Raw genomic sequence first — 14,438 nt, forward strand, 5'->3', positions numbered from 1 at the left:
ATTATGGAAACTCTAAATTTTACTGCGAAGAATATCGTCAAAAAATTTCCAGGTGTTATTGCTCTTGGCGGAGTGAATTTTGAACTGCGTGCCGGAGAAATACATTCTATTTGTGGAGAAAATGGCGCAGGTAAATCCACTCTGATCAAAGTACTTTCGGGAATACATGCACATGGCTCTTACGAAGGAAATTTGTATTTAGGAGACAAACCGCTTATTCTCTCTTCGCTGAAAGATGCGGAACAAGCGGGTATTACAGTCATCTATCAAGAGCTAGCCCTTATTGAGGACATGACAGTTGCCGAAAATATTTTCCTAGGACGCGAACCAACGCATAATGGCATTATCGATTGGCATCGCATTTACAACGAAGCGCAACAGTTGCTAAACCAATTTCATATTGACATAGATCCCACCACGCGTTTGGGAGACTTGGGAGTGGGACAGCAGCAACTCGTAGAAATCGTCAAAGCGTTAGGAAAAAAATCGCGCATTTTAATACTCGACGAACCGACATCCGCTCTTACCGAAAAAGAAGTAGAGGTACTGCTTTCCATTGTGAAAAACTTAAGAACCCAAGGCATTTCGTGTGTGTATATTTCCCATAAACTAGAAGAGGTATTTGACATCTCTGACCGCATTACGATTATCCGCGATGGACAATCTATCACCACTCTCGAAGCAAAAAAAACAAATCGCGATGAAGTCATCCACTACATGGTTGGACGTGAAATAAAGGACCTCTTTCCGCGCAAAAAGACCTCTCCAGGAGAAACACTTTTAAAAGTCAGTGATTTATGCGTCCACGATGAGGAGGACAAAGCCGCACTACACGATATTTCTCTGGAAGTAAAAGCTGGCGAAGTATTAGGTATTGGTGGTCTTATGGGATCAGGTCGCAGCGAGTTACTACTACATATTTTTGGTGCTTGGGGAAAACGCCGTAGTGGAACTGTGGAAATACATGGTGAACCTCTGCAAAATCACACCCCGACACAGTCTATTCAAAAAGGACTCGTTATGGTTTCTGAGGATCGCAAGATGTATGGTTTAATCCTCGAAAAAGATATAGGTTTTAACCTTTCACTCTCCTCGCTAAATTCTTTTAGCAACATGTTCCTTATCGACAGTGCGCGCGAGTTTGTTGCCAATGACAAGTATTTTAAGTCTTTGAGAGTAAAAGCCCCCAATCTGGAATCTATTGTGGAAAACTTATCGGGAGGAAATCAGCAAAAAGTGGTGATTGGCAAAGCTCTAATGACCGACCCTAAAATTGTTTTTCTCGATGAGCCAACAAGAGGTATTGATGTAGGTGCAAAATTGGAAGTATACGAACTAATGAATCAGCTCACCGAAAAAGGCTATGCGATCATTATGATTTCTAGTGAATTACCAGAATTATTGGGAATGAGCGATCGTATTATGATGCTTTGCGAAGGACGTGTTGGTGGTACTTTTGTGAATGAAAATATAAATCAACAACAACTCATGGCCGCTGCAATGGAGGCAAAATAATGAACAGCAAACTTTCGACACGCGATTTTTCCATGCTCATATCTTTATTGATTATTTGGATTATCTTCGCCATTTTATCCCCGACATTTGTCAGTGCGAGAAATTTATCCATTTTGATGATTGAATTTTCGATCATCGCCGTTTTGGCATTAGGTATGCTCTTAATTATACTGCCAGGGCACATCGACTTATCCGTCGGTAGTGGTGTTGGCCTTTTTGGTGGAATTGCCAGCGTTCTCGTTTTTCAATATGATTGGAATGCCACTCTTGCAATGTGTTGCTCTTCCATTCTTGCGGTGATTGTTTGGTGGTTGATGGGAACTTTAGTTGTAAAACAAAAAATTCCTGCTTTTATCATCACTCTTGGTGGATTACTTATCTTCAAAGGATGTTTTTGGCTAGTTATTCAAAATTCAACAATACCGGTCGTCAAAGGTGGAAACACCAATCTTTACTCATTGCTAACTACCTACTATTTACCAGCGACAGCAGGATATATTTTATGTTTTATTATTGTAGCCTGTGTTACGTATCGCAAAATAATAAATAGACGCAATCGTCGCGCGTATGGATTTGAAGTAGAAAGTCGCGAGATTTCATTTATGAAGGTATTTGTCACTGCGCAAGGTGCTCTACTTTTTGTTCTTATTAGCAATCAATACAAAGGTATACCGCTTTCGGTGGTAATATTGGGTATGCTAGCTCTCTTTGTACATATTCTAACCGAACATACGCGTTTTGGTCGTTATCTATATGCCATTGGAAGTAACGAAAAAGCAGCCTTTATTTCGGGAATACCCGTGGAAAGACTGGTCATTATGTCTTTCGCTATTATGGGAGGTATTGTCGCCTTAACAGGCTTTCTACAAACAGCGTACGCCGGAGCTTCAACAACCACAATTGGTAACTTAATGGAACTCGACGCCATCGCGGCGTGTGTGATCGGGGGAACAAGCCTCAAGGGAGGAAGAGGAAATGTCATGGGTGTATTGTTTGGTTCTCTTATCATGGTAAGTTTACTCAATGGTATGACACTTCTCGCCATTTCACCCGAAATCAAATTTATTACCAGAGGGACTGTTCTTACACTTGCCGTATGGATGGATATTCGTCTGTCGAATAAATAAAATTTAAGAAAGGAAAATCCAGTGAAAAAAATGCTCATTTTTCTAGCAATAGTTATTCCATTTATTGCTTGTAATTCAAACGAGGAAAATCTTTTTCCTGCAAAGGAAAAAGCCAAAGTAACTCCAGAAAAAGTAAAACAACAAGCGCAAAACAACAACATTCTTGCCTGGGAGTTATACCAACAACTCGTCAACAAAGAGTCTGGTAAAAATATCTTTTATTCTCCATATAGCATTTCAACAGCTTTAGCAATGACATATGCTGGAGCGAAAGGCAATACAGCACAAGAAATGCAACAGACACTACACTTTGTAAAAGATGAACCTCACAAAGCGTTTTCTGGCTTGATAGACCTCATACAAGCGCAAAACAATCAATACAAACTCAACGTTGCCAACGCCCTATGGGGACAAAAAAGCTACAAATTCTTACCATCTTTTTTGGACACAACCGGAAAAAATTACGGTGCTGGTTTACATACAGTAGACTTTGTGAAAGAAACAGAACAAGCACGCAAAACAATCAATACTTGGGTAGCCAAAAACACCGCAGATAAGATAAAAGACCTTCTACCTCCGAATGCCATTACATCAGAAACGCGGTTAGTACTTACCAACACCATCTATTTCAAAGGTGACTGGTCCTCCGCTTTTGACAAGGAAAAAACAACACAAGATGTCTTTCACATAGATGCAAAGACAACGGAAAATGTCGATATGATGACGCAAAAACCCAAAAAATTTGCCTACTATGAAGAAGAAGGTTTACAGGCAGTTAAACTCCCTTACAAGGGCGACGATGTTGCCATGTATATTTTTCTACCACAGCAACTATCACTCTTCGACAAACAAATTTCCACTCAAAAGTTGCAAGAAATCGCGACGAAAATGCGCACCACCAAAGTATGGATAAAAATGCCCAAATTCAAAACGCGTTATAAATTTGATGCAAAAGAAGTTCTGCAACTAATGGGAATGAAAGATGCTTTTGCACTCGCCGCAGACTTTTCAGGAATGAATGGTAACAAAGAGCTACGCATCACCAAAGTGATTCACGAAGCGTTCGTTGCTATTGACGAAGAAGGAACAGAAGCTGCCGCAGCAACCGGTGTCGTAATGAGCCGTAAAAGTATGCCTCGCCCGCCAAAGAGATTTTTCGTTGATCGTCCATTTGTATTTACCATTGTTCATCCCAAAACCGGTAGTACGTTATTTGTTGGACGTGTAACAAACCCCAACAAGTAGGTGCTCATACTGCTATAAAACGAAATTCTAGAATAGCGTTTAAATTTTAAGTACAAAGGCGGACATGCTGTCCGCCTTTCCTGGAATAAATCGCAAATAAAATCAACATTATCAGTGGAATAAATATGCTGTTAAATCAAAGATATCAGATTCAACGCATTATTGGTCAAGGGGGAATGGGGAAAGTTTACTACGCTATAGACGTTCACCACAAAAAACCTGTTGCCATAAAAGAATGCATTGTTAAAAAAGACAAAAATATATTAGAGCGTGTACAACGTGAGTACTATTTTATGTTGAAATGCCACCATCCTGGAGTTGTAAAAGCTTCCGACTTTTGCCTATACAACAATCATTATTTTATTGTGATGGAATACGTAGATGGGATTTCTCTTTCTAACTTTATAAAACAAAAGTCTAAATGTATAGATTTACAAAAACAACTAGAGATATCGCTACAACTTTGCGAAGCCGTTGCATTTCTTCACAAAAACGGTATTATCCACAGAGATTTAAAACCTTCAAATATTATACTTTACAGCGAAAATTTAAAGCCCAAGTTACTCGATTTGGGAATTGCAAAATGTATTGACCAAGAGTTGGCAACGATAACAAATGCTAATAGCTTAATCGGAACTCCAGGTTATATGGCACCCGAACAATTTATTCCCAAAGAAAAAATTACCACAAACACCGATGTATTTTCCCTAGGTGTTATCCTATATCAATTATTCACTTGGACGGAGAGATCACCACTTTATGGCGGACATATCGCCTCGACAATGACAAAAACATTGGAGTTACAAATTCCCAGTTTAATATCTTTGTCGCCGTTTCAGGATTTGCGTTTGCAAAAACTCTCCGATTTACTAGAGTCATGTTTATGTAAAAAAAGTAGTCGCAGAGTACCTCTAGAGCAGCTTTGTGTAAACCTACGAAAATTACTATCTCCAACAAAAGGCAATGTAACAAACACCACGCGAATACAATATCCATTAAATTTAGACAATACCGCTACGAAACAAGTAAAAATTCAACCAAACATAACTAAGGCAAGTAACAAAAAGCCAAGTAAAATAGCACAAAGGTTACCCATTCTATTGACATTTTTATCCATTTGTTTTGGCTTAGTTTATCTTTTATCAACGACAAACAAGCCCAAAAAAGAGCATAGGCCTAATATCAATAATGTAGAGCAAAGCGCTACAAATAGACCCAAAAAGCTCATTTCTAAAAATATCATCCGTCGTCAAAAAAAACATAACCTCGATGTTAAACATGTAGATAAAAACGTCATAGATAAAGCAACTTCATTGGCTTCTCAAAATGCTATAGACCATTACCAAAAAGGAAAAATTTACGATCGCCAAAAAAAACACCACCTTGCGGTAGTAAGTTATACAAAAGCGATAGAGCTTAGTTTTCAATATTTTGATGCATACTATGCACGTGGAGTCGCATATTATGAATTGAAGAAATACCGTCTTGCCACTGCTGATGCGACCAAAGTGATCCAGATCAAACCTCAATATTTTGAGCCATACATTCTGCGTGGTGCCGCCTGGTATCACCTTCACAATGACAACTTGGCTGTCGCCGATGCGAACATAGCGATCAAGCTCAATTCTCAAAGCTCAGACGCGTACTATTTAAGAGCAATGGCTTACTATAGCTTACGGAAATACCGCCGTGCTGTTGCTGACAGTAGTAAAGCACTAGAAATAAACCCTCAACATCTTTATGCAAACTACCGGCGTGGGATGGCTTATTATGAATTAAAGAAATATGGTCATGCAATTGCCGATGGTAGCAAAGCGATCGAACGGACTCCTCACGACCACAATGTGTACCTTCTACGCGGAGCAGCTTATTATTGGTCGGGGAAACATGCTCTTGCTATCTCCGACACTTCACAAGCAATCAACATCAATCCTCAAAGTTCTGAATCGTACCATATACGAGGAATGGCGTACTATAACTTGCAGAAATACGTTCTTGCGGTTGCTGATAGTAGTAAAGCTCTAGAAATAACACCTCAACATATTTATGCAAGCTACCGGCGTGCAATGGCTTACTATCGTTTGGGAAAGTACCACTTAGCGATAACTGATAACACCAAAGCGATCGAACTGACTCCTAACGATCATAGTCCATACTATCTACAAGGCCTAATTTACCAGGCTTTGGAAAAGTATGATCTTGCAATCATCCATTACACAAAAACCATCAAGCTGAACTCTCAATACTCTAAAGCCTACCGATCTCGCGCGAGCGTCTATCAACAACTGGGACAACATGAACTTGCCGAAGCGGACATAAAAGAGTACAACAAGCAAACGCACCTGCACTTACAGAACACAAAGGCAAAGTAACCCAATTGGTAAAAAGTGATATGTTGGCATTCTACTTATTTTGAGAAAAAAGATATTTTATCGTTACGGTAAAAAAATACTCGATTTACTACATCCACCATTTTAAAGAAAACGCTAGTCTAAACGCTCCAATTTTGTCAAAGTTTCGCCATTCACATTTACTTGTTCTTCTTTGTAGTAATGACACGCACGTTCTTCGTGATCGTATGGTGGAAACAGTAAATCGAGAAATGCACAATCATCGATCGCATAGATCTCATGAACATTATTATTGTTTGGTTCTACCAAAATAGTTGACGTGGCTCCATTGGCGGTTTCATCGCAACATTTACGCGCTAAACCACTCAGAGGATACTCTTCTGCCCAATTGAACGTACGAAGATGTAGTGTGCCGTATAGAACGCGCATTAAAACCCACATATGCGGATGATCATGCAAGGGTATTTTGCTACCTTTTTTGATCATAAACAGCTGTAAGGAAAAATCTGGGGTACTAAAAATCGGCTCTGAATCCCATTCGCACTCGGGATTTAAATTGGCCATCAATTCATCTAAATTAAGATCCTGCGCGTTTATCTGATCTAACAATTTGCCAAGAACATCGATAATGTGTTGCGGTGAACTGTTTTGTGAAAAAAGATGCTGTGCTTGTTGGATAACTTCTTGAACTTTACTCATCGTACATTCCCGTTATTTGTAGTTAAAAGGTTAGTTTTTTTACTATAATACAAAGGCCTCAGGTTTGTCACAACACTTTTTTCTTTTGCGTTTCGCAAACCACAAAACGATACAAAAAACTATTTGTAGAGAAATTACTTGCGGTTTGATAAAAAAGTTGCTAACAAAGATATAAATAGTTAAAGCATTTTTATTTTACTTTAAAACCCAATAGGAACCGTAACTATGTTCAATATTGATTTTTCTACCTTAAATTGGCTCGCTATTGCCGCGAGCGTTGTAGCTGGGCAAATAATTTCTACGATTTGGTTTGTGGCAATAGTAGGAAATCCTTGGGCAAGGGAATATGGAGTTAGTGACAAAAAACAACACGCGAAAGAAATACCAGGTTACACATATGCAGTTGGTCTTGTGTGCACAATTGTTCTAGTACTCAGTATTGCTATTTTGCAACAAGTACTTAAAGTAGATACCCTTGGTGGCGCTATTAGTAGTGGTCTATTTGTCGCGATTGGTTTTGCAGCATCAACAAGTCTTCCAGGTAATGCATTTTTGAAAAGATGGTCCGCTTTCTTGATGATGATTGGTAGTCAAACAGCGATGATACTTGGAATTTCCATTATTTTAGCTCTATGGAAATAAACGTAACGGTGTAGTGCCAGAAGTGTCTGGCACTTCGTTGCCGCAGAAAAACTCTCCTATTTCTTGATTTTCATACCTCAGTTGAAAGATCTATTATGGATGATAATAAAAAAATAAAAAACACTATTCAGGAAACACTTGTCGAAGTACCTGCAGGTACAAAAAGAGAACAAATGCCTAAAAGAATAGGTCGCTACGAAATTATTTCAGAACTGGGTCGTGGAGGAATGGGAGTGGTATTCAAGGCCCAAGACAGTAAATTACATAGAATTGTCGCTTTAAAAGTACTTATCGGCAACATTCTGACTCAAGAACGCAAGGAACGATTTTTCGCCGAAGCGCGTTCCATGGCGAAATTAAACCACGAAAATATTATCAAACTTTACGACTATGGCGAAGACAACGGTGTTTGTTTTTTCACAATGGACTACATCGAGGGACAGACTCTTGATGAAGTACTAAAACAAAAAGCAATGTCATTAAAACAAACCGTTGCGCTCATTGAAAAAATTTGTCAAGCCATGCACTATTGCCATAGCCAAAAAATTATCCACCGCGATTTAAAACCCTCGAATATTATGATCAAAAATGGCAAGCCCTATGTCATGGACTTCGGTATCGCAAAAGAGGTTAGTGAAGACGGTTTGACAAAACCAGGTTCCATCATGGGTAGTCCACACTACATGTCTCCCGAACAAGCAGAGGGGGATCGAAAAAAAATAGATCACCGCTCCGATATATATTCTTTGGGAATGATTCTTTACCGCTGTTTGACGGGGAAAACAGGCTTTGCTGGCGACAGCATCATGAAAACTTTAATGAAAATCATGAAAGAGGACCCTGTAGCTCCTCGCCAAATAAACCCACGTATACCAGAAAATCTAGAAAAAATATGTTTAAAAGCCTTAGAAAAAAAGAGAGAAAATCGTTATCAGTCCATGCACCTTTTCGCTCGTTATTTACGTCGTTTTTTGGATGGCGGCAAAGTTAACCTGCGTTTGGCCAAAAAAGAAAAAGCCGCCAACAAAACATGGTTGTGGGTTTCCATAAGTGCCATCGTTTTCGTACTAGTGGCTCTCATGAGTATGATGACAACATCACCACTAGATGAACTACGTGAAGAAGCGGAAACTTACATAGCAGAAGGATTTTCACAAAAAGCAGTTACAACAGCGCAACAAATCTTACACAAAGAGATTACTGACGATGAGGCTTGGGAAATTTGGTTTCTTGGTAATTATCAACTGCTATCGAAAAGTTTCTTTGCGGATGTAAAGAACAACATAAAAAAGATGGAAAAGAACTTTCCCTTTAGTTTAGAAACAGAGAGAGATGCACTACAACATGCTTTGGACACTCATGATTTTATTGCCCAAAAATCGTTCAAAAAAGCGCAAAACGCTCTACACAAACTAAGAGATAAAAACGCGCTTCTCATGGATGACCATTTAACAAAAACTGTTGCCAACTTACAAAAAAATCTCAAAGATATGCAAGCTGCTCTAGAAAAAGAAATGGCAGAGCAAAAAAGAAAAGATTTGGAACGCGAAAAGCAACAAGCCAAAGAAAAAGAAAGACAGCGCCTAGCATCAAAGCAACAACAAAACGACAACAACACATCTTCAGAGGAAAAACCTTTTCGAAAAATACTCAAGGACCAACCTTTTCGAAAAATACTCAAGGACCAACCTTTTCGAAAAATACTCAAGGACCAACCTTTTCGAAAAATACTAGAGGAAGAACCTTCTACAAATACTACGACACAAATGTTTCGTTATAATCCTGCGCGCAACGGACACACTACAGCACCAGATGTCACCCGACCTACGGTGAAATACCAAATGTTCATCGATGAGTTTCCTTTTATTACCGCACCGGTTATTCATGATAATATGCTGTACATTCATAGCATTATTGCGGTATACAAGATTGATTTACGCAACAACAAAATCATCTCTGCCTTTTCCAAATTACACAAAAAAGTGCATGAGCAACCGCGTACATTCAAAAAGCGCCATCGAACCGTTCCCGAAGAACGCTCTGCTTTGCTACTGCACAAAGGAATCTTATACTTTGCGTGCAACCACCCCAATCCAAACAAAAATTATTCTGATTTTTGCGCCGTGCAAACAAGAGGGAGAGGCAAATTAATCGCCAGTGCACCGATTCCTAGCCGCATAACAACCTCCCCAACAGTATACAAGGACACGATCTACATCGGTTGTCAAGATGGCAACGTATATGCGCTAAAACTTCAAGGTAACACATTTCACATACAAAAAAAATACCTGGGGAAAAAACTTCGCGCCGTCGTATCGGCGCCTGTTTTATACCGCGATCAATTAATATTCCAATGCGATGGTATGAGTATTTTTCGTTACAAGTTAAACCTTCCGAGCCACCAACCTACATCGATAAGGGTGGATCATTGGGGAGCAACGACACCTGTTGCTTATGATGATATGACTTTTGCGGCGACGGCGACAGGAGCTGTCGTGTGTATCGATAAGAGTTTTCAAAATGTAGAGTGGCATCACCAGGGACCAGAAGTTCCCATTCATTCATCTCTAGGTGTGTCGGGCAACTACGTATACATGTTTTTTAGTGATGGTGTTTTCCAAATTTATGACCGCGCCCAAAAGAAACCTGCGGCATTCGGTTACATAGGCCCAACAAGATGTTCACCTGTCATCACAAAACGTTATATGTACATAGGAAACAACGCTTCGCAAGACGAAGGCTCTATTTTACACGTATTTGATCTTAATAACCTAATTCATAAAAAAAATAAAATCAGAATCCACCATGAATCAAAACCTCTGCAAGGAGATATTGTGGCGGAACCACTCCTGTATAACGGTAGAATTTACGTTGTCACTACTGCGGGTAACTTGTACGTGATGGGAAACGAATAAGCACCGCTACATAAATGTTACAGTCCATTCAAACATAACCAAATACTGTTCTAATGAATGGGAAAGTTAGAACATAACCAAATAAAATACAATTTTCACATAGGAGAAATCAATGGTTGTAATAAGTGTTGTTGTAGTATACCTCCTGGGGATGGTCGCTATTGGCTGGTATGCATCGAAAAAAATTGAATCCAACGAAGATTTTATGGTTGCCGGTCGTAGATTGGGACCGGTAATGATGGCGGGAACACTCGCAGCAACAGAAATCGGAGGCGGAAGCTCTCTGGGAGTTGTGGAAAAAGCATATGGTAGCTGGGGATTTAGTGCGGTGTGGTATGTACTAGCGATGGCCGTTACCTTCGTCATCTTATCATTTTTTGCTCCCAAGTTAAGAAATGCCATGGTAAAAACCGTTCCCGAATACTTCAGAAGGCGTTACGGTGATGCACCAGGTATCATCACGGCAATCATCATGATGCTACCTCTTATCGGTTTAACCGCGGCTCAATTTATCGCATCGGCTGTTATTCTAGAAGCGATGACTCTTTGGAGTTACAGTACTTGTGTCTTGGTCGTATCTGTCATTGTGACTGTCTACGCTGTTTTAGGTGGTCTATGGAGTGTAACTTTAACAGACTTCATTCAAATGTTTTTAATTGTAGGTGGAATGTTTCTCGCCGTTCCGTACGCTCTTGATGCTGTTGGTGGCTGGGAAGTAGTTAAAGCCAGTATGCCAGCGGAAAAACTAAGTTTTACTGCCGGAATAGGTTGGGGAACAATTATATCCTTAACCATTATATACATTACCTCATTTGCCGTAGGACAAGAAGCCGTTCAACGATACTATGCTGCCAAAGATGAAAAAGCCGCGGTGCAAGGATCTTTAATCGCTAGCGGTATATATGTTATTTTTGCTTTTATTCCTGTCATTTTAGGCCTTATTGCATTTGCAATGGTAGAACAAGGAAAAATGGACCCTGAACTCATGGCGCGAGGTGCAAAATACGCCTTGCCGTCCCTAGCAATGGCCACGATGCCTTCGGTATTGGCAGGGTTTTTATTCGCCGGTATTATTTCAGCAACGATGTCCAGCGCTGATTCTAATATGCTCGGAGCGGGCTCTATCTTTGCCAACGACATATATCGAGTTTATTTACACAAAAACGCTTCCGACAAACAAATTCTTCGCGTCACTCAAATGAGCATGGTCGTCATCGGTCTTGCTGGTTTACTAATCGCTTGGGCCAACACGCAAAGCATTATTGCATTATTAATGTTCTCTATGACCCTACGCGCAGGCGGCGCATTTTTTCCTTACATCGTAGGGCACTACTGGAAAAAAGCAAGTTGGGCGGGGGTTATGGCTTCTGTGATAGTTGGTAGCACAGCAGTTATTTTGGTAGAGCAAAAATTGGTTTCTTTTTTTGGATTAGAGCCCATTTTTCTGGGTTTGGCCTCTAGCGCGGTCGTTTTCGTATTGTTTTGTAACTTGTTTCCCAACAGCGAAAACACAGTGGAACTAAAGCCAGAATAAATTTGACAGGATTAACGTTAATCCTGTCAATTTTTTTCTCAAATAGCAAAAAATTCCTTTGCGGTATTTGTTGTGAGTTCGGCCACTTCTTCCGGAGATTTTTGTAGCGACCTCGCTAGGCTTTTTACTACATACGGAAGAAAAGAAGGTTCGTTGCGTCTGTTTTTTGGTCGTGAAGGCATGTTATGTGGTAATAAAAAAGGAGAGTCCGTTTCGACCATTAAGCGATTTTCGGGAATTTTCTTTACGATTTTCCACAAATGTTTTCCTCTTCTTACATCGCTAATCCAACCGGTAATTCCGATATAATATCCCATTTCAATGTAGTGCTCTAGCTCTTTTTCTGTTCCGGTAAAACAATGCACAACTGTTTTGGGAAGGTTTTGTTGATAATCACGTAGAATGTTGATAAACTCGTCATGAGCTTCGCGTTCATGTAAAAAAAGAGGTAGCTGTAGTTTACATGCCAATTCAATTTGCGCAGCAAACCATTTGTTTTGTAATGGACGAGGAGAAAAATCACGATTGTAATCTAAGCCACATTCGCCGATGGCAACGACGTGTTCTTTCTGTGCCAGTTTTTCTAGCGTGGCAATGGTTTCGTTATTGCAATCTTGGGCATAATGAGGATGCACCCCAGCAGTAGAATATAAAATTCCAGGATACTTGCCAGCTATTTCTGCAGCGCGCTTACTACCATGTATGCTTGTACCAGTAATGACCATTTGTTCAACACCAGCCTGCGTAGCGCGGTTGATTACTTGTGGTAAATCTTTACTAAATCTTCGATTTGTGACGTTGATTCCTATATCAATTAGCTTCATGATTCATCCTTGGTGAGTAGTTTTCAAAATATTAGATTTGCCTTTATCATACACTCAATAGTTCCAGAAATCTCGGAGAATTTTTATGAAATATATTGTCGTTTTGTGGGTATTTATTTATGCACTTAGTGCACAAATAAATGATTCTGTTTCATACCCTAAACGTCCAGGAGACAGGGAGTTTATTTTCGATGGAGCCGACTTGCTTTCCACAGAGCAAGAGCAACGCATGCGTCAAAAACTCGATAAATTGCTTACCGAAACAGCAATTCCCATTATCGTGGTCACCATCAAATCACTGCAAAAATACAATGCGCCGTATTACGGAGAATACGGAATGCGCGACTATGCTAAAAAATTATTTAACCACTGGGGCATAGGATATAAAAAAGTTCGCGTACAGGGAAAAAATGGAGGAAGTAAAGAAGTTTCTTGGAATAAAGGGATACTACTTCTCATCTCTGTTCAGGATCGCCAAGCGAGAATAGAACTCGGTGCTGATTACGGTTATACAAAAGATGAACAATGTCGAAAAATTATGGATCAGCATATTATTTTCTACTTTCGACAACGACAATTTTCAAAAGGTATTGAGGCGGGTGTCAACGCTTTAGAAAAAGTGGCGCGTAATGAAAAAATTCCCAATCCTCCCGTTCCCGCATCGCATTATATTTTAATCGCTCTCTTCGTTGTACTAGGAATATTTACCTTTGTATCTCTGTCACGCCAAGGAGCCAGTGGGTGGGCATGGGTGTTTTGGGGGGCCGTATTCTCCATTTTAGGTGCTATTCTCATAGGTATTATAACTTCAAGCGGACGAAGTGGTGGTCGAAGTAGTGGTTTCTCGGGTGGTTCATTCGGCGGTGGTTTTTCTGGTGGAGGGGGAGCTTCTGGCTCTTGGTAAAATGAACATAGATAAATTTTTAACAAAAGAACAAAAACAACAAGTAAACAAAGCTGTTATTAAGGCAGAAAAGAAAACAAATGCCGAAATTGTACCGATCATAACAGACAGTAGCGGACAATACGATCGTGCGGAGGATGTATTTGGACTTATCTTGACGATTGTGAGTGTTTGTGTTTTATGGATATACACACAACAAACCAGTGTTGGCGAATGGGGCAAAACGCAATATCAATACAGTTTGCCACTGATTATCGCAACCATCATTGTCGCCTTTGCTGTGGGGGCATTTTTGGCCAGTCGCATATGGTTCATACGCCACCTATTCACTCCACGCTCTGAAATGAAAAGATGTGTTGCTCGCGGTGCACAGCGTGCGTTTTATGAATTTGAATTGTGGAAGACTTCTAATAGCAATGCCGTTCTTATTTATATATCTCTATTTGAACGAATGGTGTATGTTTTGGGAGATAAGAAAATACGCAAAAAATTTCAAGACGAAGATTTCGTAGAAGTCCGCAATATTATCATCGAAAATTTACGACGCAATAAACGCAGTGAAGCTCTTTGCGATGGAATTACCAAATGCGGAGAAAAACTCAAACAGCATTTCCCAAGTAATAAAAGCAAAAAAAATCAACTGGAAGATCACTTGCGCATTTTTAAGCAAAATTTATAAGAA

Annotated in this window: 11 protein-coding genes; 9 read left to right on the forward strand and 2 right to left on the reverse strand. The window is 39.8% G+C overall.

The window, feature by feature from the left end; all coding sequences use genetic code 11:
• Nucleotides 1-3: 3 nt before the first annotated feature.
• The 4 genes from UABAM_RS14645 to UABAM_RS14660 all read left to right on the forward strand — a co-directional run bounded on the left by UABAM_RS14645 (nt 4) and on the right by UABAM_RS14660 (nt 6,259).
• Complete coding sequence (locus UABAM_RS14645; RefSeq protein ID WP_151968752.1) at nt 4-1,515, forward strand: sugar ABC transporter ATP-binding protein; 1,512 nt, start codon at nt 4-6, stop codon at nt 1,513-1,515.
• A complete protein-coding gene (locus tag UABAM_RS14650) occupies nt 1,515-2,642 on the forward strand; it encodes a sugar ABC transporter permease (RefSeq protein WP_229759402.1) in 1,128 nt (375 codons plus the stop codon). The genes UABAM_RS14645 and UABAM_RS14650 overlap by 1 nt, the downstream gene beginning before the upstream one ends.
• A 30-nt stretch (nt 2,643-2,672) precedes the next feature.
• Nucleotides 2,673-3,887: a serpin family protein gene (locus UABAM_RS14655; RefSeq protein WP_229759425.1), complete on the forward strand. Its 1,215-nt coding sequence runs from the start codon at nt 2,673-2,675 to the stop codon at nt 3,885-3,887.
• A gap of 125 nt (nt 3,888-4,012) precedes the next feature.
• On the forward strand, nt 4,013-6,259 hold the full coding sequence (locus UABAM_RS14660) for a serine/threonine-protein kinase (RefSeq protein ID WP_151968754.1): 2,247 nt from the start codon (nt 4,013-4,015) through the stop codon (nt 6,257-6,259).
• A gap of 114 nt (nt 6,260-6,373) precedes the next feature.
• Here the strand turns inward: UABAM_RS14660 and UABAM_RS14665 are convergent, their stop codons facing one another.
• Nucleotides 6,374-6,937 (reverse strand): hypothetical protein, encoded by a 564-nt coding sequence (locus UABAM_RS14665; RefSeq protein WP_151968755.1) that lies wholly within the window; start codon nt 6,935-6,937, stop codon nt 6,374-6,376.
• A 225-nt stretch (nt 6,938-7,162) separates the two neighbouring features.
• Between UABAM_RS14665 and UABAM_RS14670 the strand changes: the two genes are divergently transcribed.
• The 3 genes from UABAM_RS14670 to UABAM_RS14680 all read left to right on the forward strand — a co-directional run bounded on the left by UABAM_RS14670 (nt 7,163) and on the right by UABAM_RS14680 (nt 12,028).
• Nucleotides 7,163-7,579, forward strand: a complete 417-nt coding sequence (locus UABAM_RS14670) for a DUF1761 domain-containing protein (protein ID WP_151968756.1) — start codon at nt 7,163-7,165, stop codon at nt 7,577-7,579.
• Nucleotides 7,580-7,674: 95 nt separating this feature from the next.
• Nucleotides 7,675-10,494: a serine/threonine-protein kinase gene (locus tag UABAM_RS14675; protein WP_151968757.1), complete on the forward strand. Its 2,820-nt coding sequence runs from the start codon at nt 7,675-7,677 to the stop codon at nt 10,492-10,494.
• A gap of 112 nt (nt 10,495-10,606) precedes the next feature.
• Nucleotides 10,607-12,028: a sodium:solute symporter family protein gene (locus UABAM_RS14680; RefSeq protein WP_151968758.1), complete on the forward strand. Its 1,422-nt coding sequence runs from the start codon at nt 10,607-10,609 to the stop codon at nt 12,026-12,028.
• Nucleotides 12,029-12,066: 38 nt separating this feature from the next.
• Here UABAM_RS14680 and UABAM_RS14685 read toward each other — a convergent pair whose 3' ends face one another.
• Nucleotides 12,067-12,852, reverse strand: a complete 786-nt coding sequence (locus UABAM_RS14685; RefSeq protein ID WP_151968759.1) for a TatD family hydrolase — start codon at nt 12,850-12,852, stop codon at nt 12,067-12,069.
• Between the two features lie 85 nt (nt 12,853-12,937).
• On the opposite strand from UABAM_RS14685, the gene UABAM_RS14690 reads away from it, so the two are divergent.
• Together UABAM_RS14690 and UABAM_RS14695 are read left to right on the forward strand one after the other, a co-directional pair.
• The gene (locus tag UABAM_RS14690; protein WP_151968760.1) at nt 12,938-13,756 is read left to right on the forward strand and encodes a TPM domain-containing protein; all 819 of its coding nucleotides are present in this window, start codon (nt 12,938-12,940) and stop codon (nt 13,754-13,756) included.
• Nucleotide 13,757: 1 nt separating this feature from the next.
• Nucleotides 13,758-14,435: a TPM domain-containing protein gene (locus UABAM_RS14695; RefSeq protein WP_151968761.1), complete on the forward strand. Its 678-nt coding sequence runs from the start codon at nt 13,758-13,760 to the stop codon at nt 14,433-14,435.
• The last annotated feature ends 3 nt before the right edge of the window (nt 14,436-14,438 follow it).

This window comes from Candidatus Uabimicrobium amorphum, assembly GCF_009002475.1.
In the GTDB taxonomy this organism is placed as follows: domain Bacteria; phylum Planctomycetota; class Uabimicrobiia; order Uabimicrobiales; family Uabimicrobiaceae; genus Uabimicrobium; species Uabimicrobium amorphum.

What these genes read in the sequence shown, in the direction of transcription:
- UABAM_RS14645 (WP_151968752.1), top strand. Translation starts at nt 4, where the DNA reads ATGGAAACTCTAAATTTTACTGCGAAGAATATCGTCAAAAAATTTCCA.
- UABAM_RS14650 (WP_229759402.1), top strand. Translation starts at nt 1,515, where the DNA reads ATGAACAGCAAACTTTCGACACGCGATTTTTCCATGCTCATATCTTTA.
- UABAM_RS14655 (WP_229759425.1), top strand. Translation starts at nt 2,673, where the DNA reads ATGCTCATTTTTCTAGCAATAGTTATTCCATTTATTGCTTGTAATTCA.
- UABAM_RS14660 (WP_151968754.1), top strand. Translation starts at nt 4,013, where the DNA reads ATGCTGTTAAATCAAAGATATCAGATTCAACGCATTATTGGTCAAGGG.
- UABAM_RS14665 (WP_151968755.1), bottom strand. Translation starts at nt 6,937, where the DNA reads ATGAGTAAAGTTCAAGAAGTTATCCAACAAGCACAGCATCTTTTTTCA.
- UABAM_RS14670 (WP_151968756.1), top strand. Translation starts at nt 7,163, where the DNA reads ATGTTCAATATTGATTTTTCTACCTTAAATTGGCTCGCTATTGCCGCG.
- UABAM_RS14675 (WP_151968757.1), top strand. Translation starts at nt 7,675, where the DNA reads ATGGATGATAATAAAAAAATAAAAAACACTATTCAGGAAACACTTGTC.
- UABAM_RS14680 (WP_151968758.1), top strand. Translation starts at nt 10,607, where the DNA reads ATGGTTGTAATAAGTGTTGTTGTAGTATACCTCCTGGGGATGGTCGCT.
- UABAM_RS14685 (WP_151968759.1), bottom strand. Translation starts at nt 12,852, where the DNA reads ATGAAGCTAATTGATATAGGAATCAACGTCACAAATCGAAGATTTAGT.
- UABAM_RS14690 (WP_151968760.1), top strand. Translation starts at nt 12,938, where the DNA reads ATGAAATATATTGTCGTTTTGTGGGTATTTATTTATGCACTTAGTGCA.
- UABAM_RS14695 (WP_151968761.1), top strand. Translation starts at nt 13,758, where the DNA reads ATGAACATAGATAAATTTTTAACAAAAGAACAAAAACAACAAGTAAAC.